This is a genomic window from Clostridium sp. AF28-12, assembly GCF_003435225.1.
GTDB classification, from domain to species: domain Bacteria; phylum Bacillota; class Clostridia; order Lachnospirales; family Lachnospiraceae; genus Pilosibacter; species Pilosibacter fragilis.
On sequence record NZ_QWGJ01000001.1, the window covers coordinates 195,751 to 210,840 of the forward strand.

A 15,090-nucleotide genomic window follows, 5' to 3' on the forward strand; every position below is an offset into this window, starting at 1 on the left:
TTGGTCTGCTGTATCATCAGGAAAGGAAAAAGTTATGTTTGAAAACAAGACAGAGGCGGAGGCAAGAAAAGAGATCCTTGACCTCGTAGCCGAATATGCCGATAAATTCCATAACCAGAAAAAGGAATTCCATGAGGGAGACCGTATTCCGTACGCGTCCCGTGTGTACGACAGCAGGGAGATGGTAAACCTTGTGGACAGCTCCCTGGAGTTCTGGCTTACATCCGGACGTTACACGGATGAGTTCGAGAAAAAACTCGCGGAGTACCTTCGTGTGCGCTACTGCGCCCTCGTAAACTCCGGTTCCTCCGCAAATCTGATCGCATTCATGACACTTACATCCCCGCTTCTCGGCGAGCGCCGTGTAAAGCGCGGGGACGAGATCATCACTGTTGCGGCAGGTTTCCCGACCACCGTAACTCCAGCGATCCAGTATGGCGCTGTCCCGGTGTTCGTTGACGTGACGATCCCGCAGTACAATATCGATGTCACGAAGTTAGAGGCGGCACTTTCCGATAAGACAAAGGCAGTCATGATCGCCCATACACTCGGAAACCCGTTCGATTTAAAGGCAGTGAAGGAATTCTGTGAGAAACATAACCTGTGGCTCGTTGAGGACAACTGCGACGCGTTAGGCTCCAGATACACCATCAACGGTGAGGAGAAATTCACCGGAACCGTAGGCGATATCGGAACATCCAGCTTCTATCCGCCGCACCACATGACCATGGGTGAGGGCGGAGCCGTTTACACGGACAATCCGCTGTTAAACAAGATCATCCGTTCCTTCCGCGACTGGGGCCGTGACTGTGTCTGCCCGTCCGGACATGACAACCTCTGCGGACACCGCTTTGACAGACAGTACGGTGAGCTTCCGCTTGGCTATGACCACAAATATGTATATTCCCATTTCGGATATAACCTGAAAGCCACAGACCTCCAGGCAGCCATCGGATGTGCCCAGCTCGAGAAATTCCCGACCTTCGTGGAGCGCAGACGCCACAACTTCGACCGCCTGAGAGCAGCTCTCGCTGAGACAGAGGACCGTCTGATCCTTCCGGTACCGGCTGAGAATTCCAGACCAAGCTGGTTCGGCTTCCTGATCACATGTAAAGAGGGAACTGACAGAAATAAACTCGTCCAGTACATCGAGAGCAAAGGCATCCAGACGAGAATGCTGTTTGCCGGAAACCTCATTAAGCATCCGTGCTTCGACGAGATGAGAGCAGAGAAAAAGGGCTACCGCGTAGTAGGAACCCTGGAAAATACGGACCGGATCATGAGTGACACCTTCTGGGTTGGCGTTTATCCGGGAATGACAGACGAAAAGATCGACTATATGGCAAAAGTGATTAAAGAGGGGCTGTTACAGTGAGCGGAGAAAAATCCTTTGACCTGACGAAAGTCCATGAGGTCAACTTAAAGCTTTTAAAGGAGATCGACCGGATCTGCAGAAAGTACAAGATCAAGTACGCACTGGATTCCGGCACGCTTCTGGGCGCGGTGCGCCACGGCGGCTTCATCCCGTGGGATGACGATGTGGACGTCATGTTCACGAGAAAGAACTACGAGATGTTCGCGAAGGTCGTAAGACGGGAGCTGCCGGAGGACATGTCCTTTGTGGAGCCGAACGAGTACCATGGCGGAAAGGCGTTCTACGACTTTATCTCCCGTGTGACATACAATAAGAGCCAGAAGTTCGAGGACTCCGGAAAGATGGAGTTCTATGACGATAAGATCAGCCGCCTGAATGTGGACCTGTTCATCGTGGACGGACTTCCGGAGGGAAAGCTCGCGAAGAAGCTCACAAAGCTCTCCCACTGCGTTCTCTACGGATTTGCCCTGGGACACCGGTATGAGATCGATTACAGCGATTACAAGGGCGTTATGAAGCTTTTTGTGGCAGTTCTCGCGACCATCGGAAAGCTGATCCCATTCCCGGTGATCTGGAAGCTGTGGAATGCCCTGTGCCATATGGACAGCAGGAAAGAGCGCCCGTTATATTTCTACACGGGTTACGCGCCGAACTGGTTCTATGTGGAGATGAAGAGAGAGTGGGACGATGAGGTCGTTGAGATGCCTTTTGAGGACACAAGGTTCTACGCTCCGGCCGGCTGGGATGAGCTTCTGACGCAGCTTTACGGCGACTACATGAAGCTTCCGCCGGAGGAAAAACAGATTCCGGAACATTCCGATATGGAGATCAAAATTTATGACTAAACTGCTTTCGGTCGTTGTATCGGTATACAACGAGGAGCTGGCGCTAAGAGAATTCTATGCAGAGACAGGGAAGATCCTGAAAAGGCTGCCGGGAAACTGGGACTATGAGTTCCTGTTCGTGAACGACGGCAGCAGGGATCAGTCCCTTTCGATCCTAAAGGAGTTCGCGGCGTCGGACGAAAAAGTGAAGATCGTCAATTTTTCCAGGAACTTCGGGCATGAGGCGGCGATGATCGCAGGGCTGGACTATGCGGGCGGTGACGGTATCGTCTGCATGGACGCGGACCTGCAGCATCCGCCGGAGTGCCTGCCGGAGATCGTGGAAAAATTTGACGAGGGATATGAAGTGATCAGCATGGTCCGCACGAGGAATAAGACGGCTGGGCTGGTGAAGAATGTCACATCCGCGGCGTTCTACAAGCTGATCAACCATCTCTCCGATGTGAAGTTTGAGGCCAACGCCTCGGACTTTTTTGCGGTGAGCAAAAACGCGGCGGAGGTTCTCAGGAACAACTACCGGGAGAAGGTCCGCTTCCTGCGGGGCTATGTCCAGAGTATCGGTTTTGAGAAGACCACCATCGAGTACGAGGCGAGACCGCGTTTTGCAGGGGAGAGCAAGTACAGCTTAAAGAGTCTGTTCAAGTTTTCCATCAACACGATCCTGTGCTTTTCTGATCTGCCGTTAAAGCTTGGAATCTATTCCGGTGTGATCACAGCGCTTTTCGGACTGATCATGGTGATCTATACCGTCTATACCTGGAAAATCTATGGGGCGCCGAACGGCTATGCGACCATCGTGGTACTGATCTCGTTTATGTTTTCCGTGTTGTTTGTGATCGTGGGGATCATCGGCGAGTATATCGCGATCCTGTTTGCGGAGATCAAGGACAGGCCGGTGTATATCGTGAAAGATACTGCTAATATCAAAAAAAACCGAAGCAAAGATACAGATGGACAGGATGTCCGGTAGGTTCTATGCATGGAAAATGATCCTGGCAGGAACTTTTTCAGCTGTGATCGGCGGACTCCCACCGGAACCACTGGAAAAACATTACAAAATCATGAATTATTTGTGTAAATTTGAGAAAAGGACTTCAAAAATAAAAGGGAATCGTATATAATACGTGAGTATGCCGATTTCCCGGAAAATTCTATTTAGCATAATGGGAGATCCGTTGAATTCAGAGGAGGAATTTTATCATGAAATTATTAAAGAGAATGGCTGTGCTGTCTTTAGTAGTTCTTGCCCTTGGCGGATGTACAAAGAGCAGCATTTCAACAGATGCACCGGTATCCGGAAGTGAAGAAGTCGATCCGGCAAAAATGGAGACGGATGACGACGACGAGACACTTCCGAGAGACCAGAACTTCCTTGTAGAGGATGAGACTGTAGAGACGACCATGTACGACTGGGAGCAGGCACAGAGCGAGTGCGACGGACTGTTCAACGACACATCTGCATTCCCGCAGTCTGTAAAGATGGAGTTCACTTATGATGAGTCCGCATTAAACATCGGTCTCACATGGACAGTAAAGAACGACACAACAAACGATGACGCTATGGAATATGCTGTGACAATGGTTAAGCAGTTCAACGATATCATCGCTGCACAGAGCATGGATCTTGAGAATTCCAGCGCGGATTCCTTCGGAACACTCTGGAACCAGTTCTCCCTTGACGTGAAGGTTGTTACAGAGGGCGGAAAGGCACTTGTAGATAAGAGCTACAAGGCCGGAGAGAAGATCGACCTCAAGAGCAACGAGACTGCTGCAGAAGGTCCGGAGGACGTTGCAGACGATTCACCGAAGAAGCTTGACGAGACAAAGGCTTCCAAGTAATTAGTTGGAATAATTTTAACAGAATAAATAATTAAGACAATATAATGGCAGAATGCTTTTCAATGTGATCCAGAAAGCGTCCTGCCATTTTTTGTTGTCATATTTTCTTATGGTCTGCACAGACCTGCTGAACAGTAACAAACGCCGCACTATTCCTAACGGCAGAATAAATGCGGCGTTTATAGTATGGATTCAGTTTTAAATTTCAGACCAGCGTTTATTGACGCGGCTTATTTTGCACACTGCTTCACGAAGTACTCAAACATCGGAAGAGAGTCGGCACATTCCTTCGGGTTTGTAACCGGGCCGGTCATGCGCTCCGGGTGCCACTGTACGGACCAGATCGGAAGAGTCTCGTGCTGCACAGCCTCTGTGAAGGTGTGTCCGTTGGACTCGCCCCATGCGATGGCCTGGAGACCTTCGCCGAGCTTGTCGAGGGCCTGGTGGTGGTAGCTGTTTACTTCCATGGACTCGCCGTAAAGGTTTCCTAAGATGGAATCTTTCTTGAGCGTCACCTGATGGCAGACACCCTTGGAGTGATCACCGCCGAGCTGTGTCGGGATATCCTGGGTGAGAGTACCGCCGAAGTATACGTTTAAGATCTGGATTCCGCGGCAGATGCCCCAGATCGGTTTCCTGCGGTCAACGAAGGCCTTGATGATCTTGTATTCCAGATCGTCGCGCTGTGGGTCTGTGATGACGAAGTCAAACATCTTTTCCTGACCGTAGAGCTTTGGTTCAACGTCTTTACCGCCGCTTAAGAGAAGTCCGTCAGCGAGATCCGCGTACTCCTCAGCACAGTCGTTGCTGACTGCAAGGATCGGGATGCCGCCTGCGCGGCGGATATTCTCAGCATAGTTCTGGTTTAATGCCCATGTCGGTGTTCCGTTGGCTGCTGCGCCGGTTCCTCCGGTCAGTAAGATCAATGGTTTCATAATGTAATTCTCCTTTTCCATTTCTGCCGTCTGCCTGTCCCCGTAGTGAAATCTGACGGAATGGATCCGGCTGTCTCTCATACAGACAGAGCGGAAGTTGATAGATGGCAGCTGTTTAAAAAGTGAAACAGCTATGATAGTATATGATAATTCTGCAGCACAGGGCAGAAATCATCCGTTTTAAGCGATATGCCCCGGAAAGCGAAGCCTCCCGGGATCCGTGTCTGGCATCAGATGATGCAGGTCATCCCACATCAAGCCCGCTGTGGTAGGAATAGTTTCCAAGCTCTGCCAACAGCGCGGACATATCCGGCGGCCCGGATGGGACATTCGCGATCAAGAACGCATTGAGGTAATAGTAGACTGCATTGCATTTCTTCAAGGTCTGATGGTACAGATCCGGGAATGACGTCGTCGAGGCGATGGAATTATCCCATGGATTCGTCCAGACCTCATGGTCCAGGTTCAGGATATCGCGGACCTGGGCGGAAAGCTTATCCGTCACAAGCTTTTTAGAAGCGATCGGATGCTTGAGGAAGATGGATTCCAGAGAACCGATCACATGGGTCTTATGTCCCTCGGGATCGGACAGGATCCGGCTTCCGAAACGGATCGCGAAGATCGAGCGGGCAACCATTCCGTCTGTGACCTGGAAGTTGTTTTTCTCTGTGATCTGGTAGTAGGTGCGGTTGATGCACCGGCTGAGATATCTGGAGATAAACTGGCTCTCCTGGGCGTTTAAACAGAGGGAAGCGGTCTGGTTGAATTCGGACGGCTTTTTGTGCTTGAACTTCCAGAGCAGGATCGCGTCGATATCGTTTTCCAGGGCGGCATGGAGTCCATGACACTCGGTCTTTTTCTTATCGGTGCGGTACTTGATCCGCCCGTAGACGAAGGGGTGGCAGATCGAATCAGAGATATAGTGGCACATGAATCCTGCGAGGAATGCCGCCGCCTCCTCTTTCTGCTGTCTCGAGTGGATCTCGGTGAGCTCTAAGAGGCTGTTCTTAAAAAAGTCGTTTACCTGATACTCATGCATATGGGAGCCGACGTTGCGGTAGTCCCTGTGACGGAGGATCGGGATATTATAAAAGAAGATATCAGGTCCCTGGAGACCAAGCTGGTAGAGCCAGCGGTATTTGGATATCACATGTTTCAGGTAGTTGTTCGGAAGGTCATTGTAGGCCTTTACACCGAACAGGTAGTGAGTCGTAAATCCGGGCACAAGAATCATCTCCTTTGAAAGAAAATGCCAAGGTCCTGCTCCGGCGCGGACTTTGGCTTTCTGCTTGTGCAAATAAAAGCTGCCATGGGCAGACACAGTGTTTATTATAGCATAGATGTGTGGAAATGGGAATAAAACGTAGTAAGAAATAGAAAAGGTAAAAACGCGGCGGGCGGCGGTAATGCGCGGCGGGATAGAAAATGAGGCCGTCAGGCTGCAGGGCGTGATATGGAATGAATATGATTGGGGAGATCCATGATATTGTCTGGGGACCATGGACACCGGTACTGTTTTTGATGGTGGGGACCGTATACAGTGTGCGGATCCGGTTCTTTCAGCTCAGGAAGATCCCATGCTGGTGGAACGCGACGATCGGGAACCTTCTCAGGGACAGGAAGAGTCATCAGGGATCCTTCCGGTCGGCATGTACGGCGCTGGCGGCAACCATAGGAACCGGGAATATCACGGGGGTGGCGGCGGCTGTGATCGCCGGAGGACCAGGTGCGGTGTTCTGGATGTGGGTGTCCGCCTTCCTCGGAATGGCGACGGCTTACGGGGAGACAGTTCTCGGGATCCGGTACCGGGAAAAAGGACAGGACGGCGGATGGATGGCGGGACCGATGATGTATCTCGAAAAGCGGCTGGGCTGTCCCAGGGCGGCAGTCCTCTACGGATTTTTCTGTATTCCGGCGGCTTTCGGCATGGGAAGCATGGTGCAGGCAAACGCGATCTCGGAGACGGTGTCCTATGTGTACGGAATCCCAGAGGCTGCAGTGGGGATGATCCTTGTGGTCCTTGCGGGTATCGTGCTGGCAGGCGGCGGACGGCGGATCTTTCTCGCGGCGGAGCGGCTTGTTCCATTGTCTGCGGGGCTTTATACGGCAGCAGCGCTGGCAGTGATCATTCTGCATGCCGGGAATGTGCCGGGAGTGATCCTGGGAATTCTGGTGGATGCATTTTCCTTCCGCAGCGCTGTTGGCGGAGTCGCGGGTTACGGGATCTCCCGATGCGTCAGCTATGGGATCGCCAGAGGTGTCTTTTCCAATGAGGCGGGGCTCGGGAGTCTTGCAGTGTTAAACGGGAGCGCGGAGATGGCATCGGAGGAGCTTCAGGGGCAGTGGGCGATCTTTGAGGTATTTTTTGATACCATCGTGAGCTGTACGCTGACAGCGCTTGTGATCCTCTGCGTGGCGGGCAGCGGGACGGCCTCAGAGTTCGGGGCGGAGAACGGAGCATCGCTCACAAGTCTCTGCTTTTTTACAGCGCTTGGGAGTCCCGGCGGGTATGCGGTGGCGGTCTGCGTGGTGCTGTTCGCGTTCTCCACGATCATCGCATGGTACTATATGGGGCGGCAGGCGGCGGAGTATCTTGGCGGGAAGATCTCGGGAAAGATCCCGGCAGTCTATGCGGTGGGATATCTTCTGGCGGCGTTTCTCGGGTGTCTCGGGGCGATGGAGACGGTGTGGGAGGTCTCGGACATCTTTAATGGACTGATGGCGGTGCCGAACCTGGCGGCGCTGGTGCTGCTGGCGGGGGAGATCTATGCGCCGGGGGAAAAGCGGGATCCATAGCTGCTGCCTCACGCCGGAGAGGGGTGTGCGATACGTCTTACGGCGGTACAAAATTGCCCTTTTTCGTGTTCATATCTTGTTCAAAAAGTCTTCAAAATTCTTTTACACAATTCACACGATTTCTTCATGTTTTATGGATATCATATAACCATAAACAGAAAGACATCTGATATAGATGCTGCTTATAAGATTTTTTTCATAATACTCGAGCTGATAAGTGATTATCAGCTCTCCTCCCTTTTTCAAATAATTATTTTGTTGAAGAAAAGCACTCGGCGGGGTGCTTTTTTTCATGTATATAAGGAGAGATGCCGGATGGAAGAGAAAGTTTATGAATATTTAAAGAGACTCGTATCGGTTCCTGGGATTTTGGATACGGATGAAGAGCGGAAGACGGCGGAGGCAATTAGGAAGATCCTTGCGGAGCAGCCGTATTTTCGGGCATACCCGGAAAACTTCGGTACGGTGGAGATCCCTGGGGACGCGAGAAAGCGTCCGTTGGTTTACGGGCTGGTGCGCGGAAATAGGAAATCCGGACGGACGATCATTCTGACGGGACATGCAGGATGGATGGAAATGTACTGTTTTTGTCGGTTCCGGATGAGGAGTCTTATTCCGTCGGCATGCGCGGCGCAGCTGGATTTCTTGCGGATCTTCGGGAGCGGGAAAAGCTTTCCTACGACCTTCTGATCGATCTGGAACCCATGGGCCGGGACGAGAAGGGACAGGAAGCAATGTGTAAAAACCGCAGAACTTCAGGCGGAAGCTGATGGAAGTACAGATACTGCAGACCCGGCATCGGAAAAATATGCGGACAGCGACAGTGAAGAAGATGCAGAAAAGAACGAAGCGCGGCAGAAATTTACAGTGCTCTCTTTCGCGGAACTCTCCGGACAATGCAGCGAAAAGGATGCGGATGGTTTTGAATGCTTTATGGCGGAATTGAAGGTCCGCACAGAAGCGCGGATCCGCAGCGGAGAGACAAATTACCCCCAGGCGACTATCGACATGATGACGGAGGTCCTGGACTGGTCCGGACTCACAGAGCCGGTGATGGTCATCAGCTTCGCCCCGCCGCTCTACCCGGCATACCACAGCGATCAGATGACCGGAAAAGAGGGCGCCGGAAGCTGGCAGTTCAGAAAGATCAAGAAAGCGTCTGAGGCAGCCGGATGCATGGTGAAGAAAGTCCACTACTTTACAGGAATCTCCGACCTCAGCTACTGCGGCACCTGCGGGGATATGGACTTTTCCGGCTACGCCGCCGAGACTCCGCTCTGGGGCGGCGGCTACCAGGTAGACTTTGAAGAGATCGGAAAGCTGAATATCCCAGCCGTCCTCATGGGCCCATGGGGAAAGGACATCCACAGGAGAACAGAGCGGGTAAATCGAAAAAGCCTGCTTGTGGAGCTGCCGGAGATCCTGCATACGTTGATAGAAGACCAAGCTTAAAAGAATAATGAAAAGGCACAGTAAAAAAGAACAATATCAAATATGATTGACATTGTTCCGAATTCAAATGACATTGTTCCAGATTGTGTTGACATAGTTCTCGAAAATAACGGCATAAGGCTGTGTATAAATATGGTGAAATCGGTCAGCAGTATGCGGATATCGCTTCAATAGAACAGAAGGAAAGATCAATTATCGGATGCCATTTTTTCTACAGGAAAATGTCCTAAAAAAGTAAGAGAAAAGATAAAACGCTGCAATGTTTTTCTGTTATACTCCTTAATATAAAAGACGTGTTTTCGTATGGTTCACAGTCAACGCAGGAAATACGCATATCTGCAGGCATGTTTTGGAGTGTGAAACCATACCATTCAGGGATAAGGAGGAATCCAGTATGAAGAAAAGAACATTGGCGGCGGCAGGTTTGGCGATGATAATGGCAGTTTCTCTTGCGGGATGCAGCACGACGGTGTCTGTGCCGGATACCGTGAAGGTCGAAAATGTGGGAGACAGCTCGGACGGAAAGATCACCATGGACAGCAGCGAGACGGTGAAGATCGTGCCGGATATGGCGAAGATCGTGTTTGCGGTGAGATCTGAGGCGAAGGCTGCAGATGAGTGCCAGCAGAAGAATACGGAGAGCTTAAATTCCCTGACCGAATACCTGAAAGGACAGGGGATCGATGAAAAGTCCATCACGACCTCCGGATATTACCTGAACCCGCGGTATGACTGGAGCAGCAACACGAGGAAGCTCATTGGATACGAGATGCAGACCGAGGTGACCGTCTCCGATGTTGCGGTGGACCAGGTCGGCACGCTGCTCTCCAACGGTGTCGGAAACGGGGCGAATGAGATCTATTCCGTGTCTTACTATTCCAGCGGATATGATGACGCGTATGCGGAGGCGTTAAAGAAAGCAGTTGATCTTGCCCGGACGAAGGCGGAGGCACTTGCGGAGGCCAGCGGACGGACACTCGGATATGTGGTGAGTATTGAAGAGTATTCGGACAGCCAGTACGGCAGATATGTGGACGGCGGCGTGAACCTGAAAAAGGAAAGCGCTGTAATGGAGGCAGCCGGGGCAGAGGACACCGCGGCAGATATGAACGTGATGCCGGGAGAGATGGAAGTCAGCGCGAATATTAAGATCGTGTTCTCCATGGGAGACTAGGTAATTCACAGGGCATGGACCGGAAAACAGTGGACATCCAGGACCATGCCCTGTATAATATAGGGTACGATCAAGTGGCTGTCCAGTATCCTGGCAGTCATGTAAATTACTGTTCAGGCGGTAAAAGCCCACAGTTAAAAAGGAGAAAGACAATGGCAGAAAAGAAAAATCCGGTCATTACCATCGAAATGACAAACGGCGATATCATCAAAGCTGAGCTTTACCCGGACGTTGCTCCGAATACGGTAAACAACTTTTTAAGTCTTGTAAATAAGGGATTCTATAACGGACTGATCTTCCACCGCGTGATCAAGGGATTCATGATCCAGGGCGGATGCCCGGACGGCAACGGAATGGGCGGCCCGGGATACTGCATCAAGGGCGAGTTCTCCCACAACGGCTTCCAGAACGATCTGGCGCATACCGAGGGCGTTCTCTCCATGGCCCGTGCAATGAACCCGAACTCCGCAGGCTCCCAGTTCTTCATCATGCACAAGGACGCTCCATACTTAAATGGTGAGTATGCAGCGTTTGGTCAGGTCATCGACGGTATGGACATCGTCAACAAGATCGCTGAGGTCCGCACCGATTACAGCGACCGTCCGATGAAGGAGCAGAAGATCAAATCTATCACAGCAGAGACCTTCGGCGTAGAGTATCCGGAACCGGAGAAGTGCCGATAAAAATGGCAGTTGGATTCCAGACATGGAAGAGTACTGTTTTTGAGCTGTCATGCATTCGGAAGAAGCTGCCGGAGGAGATTCGTCAGGTGTGCAGGCGGAGCAGGAACAACTGCCGCAAATATAAAAAAGGAGACGTGCTATGCAGGAGACCCGTTATGCAGTTGTAGACGGTGAGAAAATTCCTGTCCTGCTCTCCGATGAAAACGAGGCTCTCCTGGCGGCAAAGGCTGCCGGGAGGGCCATTGTTGGCTTATGGAGAGAAGACACACAGGGGAATGAGTGGTGCGCGGCGGACACATTGATCGCGGATGTGGAGGATGCGGACGAAGAGTTTTTGGGGCGGATCGCGAGAAGGCACCTTGGGCTGCCGTGGGCGATCTGCGAGACGGAGCGGCTTAAGATCCGGGAGATCGCGGAAGGCGATTATGAGGAGATCGTGGAGAACCATGTGGATGCCGACCTGGATACGGTGGAGAAGGTAGCCGGTTACACAAAGCACCATTATGAGGTGTTTGAGTTTGGATTCTGGGCGGTCGAGGAAAAGAAGAGCGGAAATCTCACAGGTGTTGTGGGGTTCCGGATCCCGCAGGATGACGGCATCGGGGATGTGGATTATTATGTCCTGTCCCTGGATGATGAGAATATTCTGGATGACACGCTGGAGCTGGGCTACCATATTTTCCCGGAATACCGGAGAAAAGGATACGCGAAAGAGGCATGCCGGGCGGCGATCGAATACGCTGAGGAAGAGTTTGGAACTGTCCAGTTTATCGTCAGGATCGGGAAGGAAAACATCGTGTCAAAGAAGGTCGCGGAAAGCCTGGGATTCGTGCGGACGGAATAAAGGTTTATTGAGGAAAAAAGTCATTAATTCCGCAAGATTTCTCTTGTCAAATGGTGTATCAATCATGTATATTAAACATTGTATACAAACAACACAAATACAATTTGATGATACCAGGGTAACAAGTTTAAAGGTTCGGCTCAAGCCTGCCTGCAGGAGAAGCTTTAAATTTGTTCCTGGGAATGCGAAGCATTCCGATGGTAGGACTCGCGTGTAGAAAATATAGAAGGTGATAACATGAAAGACCATTTAGACCTCAAAGCATATGCCAAGATCAACCTTGGCCTGGATGTGGTCCGGAAGAGAGAGGATGGGTACCACGAGGTCCGCATGATCATGCAGACCGTGAACCTGTACGACCGGATCGAGATGGACCGGACCGAAGACGGCGTGATCAGGACGGAGACGAATCTCCCGTTCGTTCCGGACGGGGAGGGAAACCTTGCGTGGCGCGCGGCGAAGCTGCTTCTCGATGAAAAGGGGATCAAGGACGGCGTGACCATAAAGATCCGGAAGTTTATTCCTGTTGCGGCCGGCATGGCCGGCGGCAGTACCGATGCGGCAGCCGTTTTAGTCGGTGTGAACCGGATGTTTGATCTTGGATTCACGAAAAAAGAGCTTATGGAGCGGGGCGTAAAGCTCGGCGCGGATGTTCCGTACTGTATCATGCGTGGAACGGCCCTGTCGGAAGGAATCGGTGAGATCCTGACAGAGCTCCCGGCACCTCCGCAGTGCCATCTCGTGATCGCGAAGCCGCAGATCTCCGTGTCAACGAAAGCGGTATACGGAAAACTGCGCGTGAATGAGCTTGCACCGGAGGAACACCCGGATATCGATGGCATGATGGCGGCGATCAAAAATGGTGACCTGGACGGTGTGATCGAACGTCTTGGAAATGTCCTGGAGACCGTGACGGTACCGGATCATCCGGAGATCGCGAGGATCAAGGAAATGATGATGGAGAACGGCGCCTGCGGCTCCCTGATGAGCGGCAGCGGGCCGACGGTATTCGGTATATACAAGGACAGGGAACTGGCAGAAAAGGCCTGTCAGGCCCTCAGGGAAGCGGACGGCGGACGTCTGACCCGTCAGGTGTACCTGACTGAATTCTACAACCGGAAGAAAGCCAGATAGAGGAGAGAGACACGATGACGAATCATTTTGAAGTAAATATGGATGAATATCTGCCGTTACGGGATGTTGTGTTCAAGACTCTGCGCCAGGCAATTTTAAAGGGAGAGCTGGAGCCGGGCGAACGCCTGATGGAGATCCAGCTTGCGGAGCGGCTTGGCGTGAGCCGTACCCCGATCCGTGAGGCGATCCGTAAACTGGAGCTCGAGGGCCTGGTCCTCATGATCCCGAGAAAGGGTGCGGAGGTTGCGAAGATCTCTGAGAGCAACCTGCGGGATGTTCTGGAGGTGCGCCGTTCCTTAGAGGAGCTTGCCATCGACCTTGCATGCCAGAGAATCACCGCGGAAGAGCTGGAATCATTAAATAAAGCGGAAGTTGATTTCAAGGCAGCCATCGGGAACGGGGACGCGATGCAGATCGCCCAGACTGACGAGCAGTTCCATGAGATCATCTACAACAGCACGAAGAACCAGAAGCTGGTCCAGATCTTAAACAATTTAAGAGAGCAGATGTACCGCTACCGCCTGGAATACATTAAGGACGCGGACAAGCGCCAGATCCTTATGGTGGAGCATGAACATATTTTAAAGGCACTGACGCTGCGCCATATCCAGGAGGCGAAGATGGCTGTGCGGGAACACATCGACAATCAGGAGATCACGATTCTCAAGAATCTGAAGGAGCAGGAAAATGACATTCAAAGAAAAGTACCAGGCAGGAGAAATTGAATTTGAAGCCATCGATGACTATGTGGATGAGTGGAACAACAGCGATGACGAGAGAACGCTGGCGAAATTCCTCGGTCTCAACGCGGACGAAGAGGACGCGTGGATCGATGACGGGGATGAAGCGTTGAAGGAGATGCTGGACGCCGGAAAACAGTAGCTTTGGTATGCCCGTAGCTTAAGGTCACAGATATGTGAAAAGGTTACGGGCAAACGTATAGTAAGAAAGGAGAGTCTTCATGACAACAGTTACACTTGGAAAGACCGGGATCACGGTGAACAAGAATGGATTCGGCGCGCTTCCGATCCAGAGAATCACGAAGGAAGAGGCCGCGAAGCTTTTGAGAAAGGCATATGACGGCGGAATTACATATTTCGATACGGCGAGAGCATACTCTGACAGTGAGGAAAAGATCGGATATGCCTTAAGTGATGTCAGAAACCATATCTATCTGGCGACAAAGACAGCGGCAACGACAGCAGAAGGCTTCTGGAAGGATCTCGAGACCAGCCTTCGTCTTTTAAAGACGGACTGTATCGATGTATACCAGTTCCACAACCCGGCAGTCTGTCCGAAGCCGGGCGATGAATCCGGCCTCTATGACGCTGCTTTAAAGGCAAGGGAACAGGGAAAGATCCGGTTCATCAGCATCACGAATCATCGCCTTGCGGTTGCAAACGAGGCGGTGGATTCCGGTCTGTACGCGACGTTACAGTTCCCGTTCTGCTATCTCTGCAGCGAGAAGGATCTGGAGCTCATGGAAAAGTGCAAAAAGGCAGATATGGGCTTTATTGCCATGAAGGCATTGTCCGGCGGCCTGATCAACAATTCAAGAGCCGCTTACGCGTTTCAGGCACAGTACGACAGTGTACTCCCGATCTGGGGGGTCCAGAAGGAACATGAGCTTGACGAATTTTTAAGCTATATCGACAATCCGCCGGTGATGGACGACGAGATCCGCGAACTGATCGAGAATGACAGAAAACAGTTATTCGGAAGATTCTGTCGTGCCTGCGGCTATTGTATGCCATGTCCGGCAGGGATCGAGATCAACACCTGCGCGAGAATGTCCCTGCTTCTCAGAAGATCCCCGTCCCACCTCCAGCTCACACCGGAGGTACAGGCGAAGATGATGAAGATCAAGGACTGCCTCCACTGCGGCCACTGCATGAGCAAGTGCCCGTATGGTCTGAATACGCCGGAGCTGCTGCAGAGAAACCTGAAGGATTATGAGGAAGTTCTTGCGGGTAAGGAGATTCTGCCGGGGAATTTCTAAGAGAGGCTGAAGCG

Annotated in this window: 16 protein-coding genes; 14 read left to right on the forward strand and 2 right to left on the reverse strand. The window is 51.7% G+C overall.

Annotated features, from left to right (window positions below):
* Positions 1–34: 34 nt before the first annotated feature.
* The 4 genes from rfbH (at position 35) to DWY93_RS00940 (ending at position 4,059) form a co-directional block, all read left to right on the forward strand.
* A complete protein-coding gene (rfbH, locus tag DWY93_RS00925) occupies positions 35–1,375 on the forward strand; it encodes a lipopolysaccharide biosynthesis protein RfbH (RefSeq protein WP_117469086.1) in 1,341 nt (446 codons plus the stop codon).
* The gene (locus DWY93_RS00930; RefSeq protein WP_117469087.1) at positions 1,372–2,220 is read left to right on the forward strand and encodes a LicD family protein; all 849 of its coding nucleotides are present in this window, start codon (positions 1,372–1,374) and stop codon (positions 2,218–2,220) included. The genes rfbH and DWY93_RS00930 overlap by 4 nt, the downstream gene beginning before the upstream one ends.
* A complete protein-coding gene (locus DWY93_RS00935; RefSeq protein ID WP_015553109.1) occupies positions 2,213–3,190 on the forward strand; it encodes a glycosyltransferase family 2 protein in 978 nt (325 codons plus the stop codon). The genes DWY93_RS00930 and DWY93_RS00935 overlap by 8 nt, the downstream gene beginning before the upstream one ends.
* 230 nt (positions 3,191–3,420) lie before the next feature.
* Positions 3,421–4,059 (forward strand): hypothetical protein, encoded by a 639-nt coding sequence (locus DWY93_RS00940; RefSeq protein ID WP_117469088.1) that lies wholly within the window; start codon positions 3,421–3,423, stop codon positions 4,057–4,059.
* Positions 4,060–4,289: 230 nt separating this feature from the next.
* Here the strand turns inward: DWY93_RS00940 and DWY93_RS00945 are convergent, their stop codons facing one another.
* Positions 4,290–4,994 (reverse strand): gamma-glutamyl-gamma-aminobutyrate hydrolase family protein, encoded by a 705-nt coding sequence (locus DWY93_RS00945; protein ID WP_181968462.1) that lies wholly within the window; start codon positions 4,992–4,994, stop codon positions 4,290–4,292.
* Positions 4,995–5,238: 244 nt separating this feature from the next.
* Positions 5,239–6,228 (reverse strand): zinc dependent phospholipase C family protein, encoded by a 990-nt coding sequence (locus DWY93_RS00950; protein WP_347465601.1) that lies wholly within the window; start codon positions 6,226–6,228, stop codon positions 5,239–5,241.
* Positions 6,229–6,452: 224 nt separating this feature from the next.
* Between DWY93_RS00950 and DWY93_RS00955 the strand changes: the two genes are divergently transcribed.
* The 10 genes from DWY93_RS00955 (at position 6,453) to DWY93_RS00995 (ending at position 15,076) form a co-directional block, all read left to right on the forward strand.
* Complete coding sequence (locus DWY93_RS00955; protein WP_117469091.1) at positions 6,453–7,790, forward strand: amino acid carrier protein; 1,338 nt, start codon at positions 6,453–6,455, stop codon at positions 7,788–7,790.
* Positions 7,791–8,105: 315 nt separating this feature from the next.
* Complete coding sequence (locus DWY93_RS00960) at positions 8,106–8,480, forward strand: hypothetical protein (protein ID WP_117469092.1); 375 nt, start codon at positions 8,106–8,108, stop codon at positions 8,478–8,480.
* Positions 8,481–8,723: 243 nt separating this feature from the next.
* Positions 8,724–9,242: a hypothetical protein gene (locus DWY93_RS00965; protein ID WP_117469093.1), complete on the forward strand. Its 519-nt coding sequence runs from the start codon at positions 8,724–8,726 to the stop codon at positions 9,240–9,242.
* A 394-nt stretch (positions 9,243–9,636) separates the two neighbouring features.
* Positions 9,637–10,416: an SIMPL domain-containing protein gene (locus DWY93_RS00970; RefSeq protein WP_117469094.1), complete on the forward strand. Its 780-nt coding sequence runs from the start codon at positions 9,637–9,639 to the stop codon at positions 10,414–10,416.
* Between the two features lie 152 nt (positions 10,417–10,568).
* On the forward strand, positions 10,569–11,099 hold the full coding sequence (locus tag DWY93_RS00975; RefSeq protein WP_021904634.1) for a peptidylprolyl isomerase: 531 nt from the start codon (positions 10,569–10,571) through the stop codon (positions 11,097–11,099).
* 139 nt (positions 11,100–11,238) lie between these two features.
* Positions 11,239–11,943: a GNAT family N-acetyltransferase gene (locus DWY93_RS00980; RefSeq protein ID WP_117469095.1), complete on the forward strand. Its 705-nt coding sequence runs from the start codon at positions 11,239–11,241 to the stop codon at positions 11,941–11,943.
* Between the two features lie 237 nt (positions 11,944–12,180).
* Positions 12,181–13,077: a 4-(cytidine 5'-diphospho)-2-C-methyl-D-erythritol kinase gene (gene ispE / locus DWY93_RS00985; RefSeq protein WP_117469096.1), complete on the forward strand. Its 897-nt coding sequence runs from the start codon at positions 12,181–12,183 to the stop codon at positions 13,075–13,077.
* Positions 13,078–13,091: 14 nt separating this feature from the next.
* Positions 13,092–13,802, forward strand: coding sequence for a GntR family transcriptional regulator (locus tag DWY93_RS00990; protein ID WP_015553120.1), 711 nt, complete (start codon positions 13,092–13,094; stop codon positions 13,800–13,802).
* Positions 13,765–13,959, forward strand: coding sequence for a hypothetical protein (locus tag DWY93_RS17340; protein ID WP_015553121.1), 195 nt, complete (start codon positions 13,765–13,767; stop codon positions 13,957–13,959). Before DWY93_RS00990 ends, DWY93_RS17340 begins: the two co-directional genes overlap by 38 nt.
* A gap of 79 nt (positions 13,960–14,038) precedes the next feature.
* Positions 14,039–15,076, forward strand: coding sequence for an aldo/keto reductase (locus tag DWY93_RS00995; protein WP_242990492.1), 1,038 nt, complete (start codon positions 14,039–14,041; stop codon positions 15,074–15,076).
* Positions 15,077–15,090: the final 14 nt, after the last annotated feature.

Bases quoted from the DNA above. Each gene is read 5' to 3' on its own strand.
- DWY93_RS00940 (WP_117469088.1), top strand. From the start codon at position 3,421: ATGAAATTATTAAAGAGAATGGCTGTGCTGTCTTTAGTAGTTCTTGCC.
- DWY93_RS17340 (WP_015553121.1), top strand. From the start codon at position 13,765: ATGACATTCAAAGAAAAGTACCAGGCAGGAGAAATTGAATTTGAAGCC.
- DWY93_RS00970 (WP_117469094.1), top strand. From the start codon at position 9,637: ATGAAGAAAAGAACATTGGCGGCGGCAGGTTTGGCGATGATAATGGCA.
- ispE (WP_117469096.1), top strand. From the start codon at position 12,181: ATGAAAGACCATTTAGACCTCAAAGCATATGCCAAGATCAACCTTGGC.
- DWY93_RS00950 (WP_347465601.1), bottom strand. From the start codon at position 6,228: ATGATTCTTGTGCCCGGATTTACGACTCACTACCTGTTCGGTGTAAAG.
- DWY93_RS00955 (WP_117469091.1), top strand. From the start codon at position 6,453: ATGAATATGATTGGGGAGATCCATGATATTGTCTGGGGACCATGGACA.
- DWY93_RS00960 (WP_117469092.1), top strand. From the start codon at position 8,106: ATGGAAGAGAAAGTTTATGAATATTTAAAGAGACTCGTATCGGTTCCT.
- DWY93_RS00975 (WP_021904634.1), top strand. From the start codon at position 10,569: ATGGCAGAAAAGAAAAATCCGGTCATTACCATCGAAATGACAAACGGC.
- DWY93_RS00980 (WP_117469095.1), top strand. From the start codon at position 11,239: ATGCAGGAGACCCGTTATGCAGTTGTAGACGGTGAGAAAATTCCTGTC.
- DWY93_RS00965 (WP_117469093.1), top strand. From the start codon at position 8,724: ATGGCGGAATTGAAGGTCCGCACAGAAGCGCGGATCCGCAGCGGAGAG.
- DWY93_RS00935 (WP_015553109.1), top strand. From the start codon at position 2,213: ATGACTAAACTGCTTTCGGTCGTTGTATCGGTATACAACGAGGAGCTG.
- DWY93_RS00945 (WP_181968462.1), bottom strand. From the start codon at position 4,994: ATGAAACCATTGATCTTACTGACCGGAGGAACCGGCGCAGCAGCCAAC.
- DWY93_RS00990 (WP_015553120.1), top strand. From the start codon at position 13,092: ATGACGAATCATTTTGAAGTAAATATGGATGAATATCTGCCGTTACGG.
- DWY93_RS00995 (WP_242990492.1), top strand. From the start codon at position 14,039: ATGACAACAGTTACACTTGGAAAGACCGGGATCACGGTGAACAAGAAT.
- rfbH (WP_117469086.1), top strand. From the start codon at position 35: ATGTTTGAAAACAAGACAGAGGCGGAGGCAAGAAAAGAGATCCTTGAC.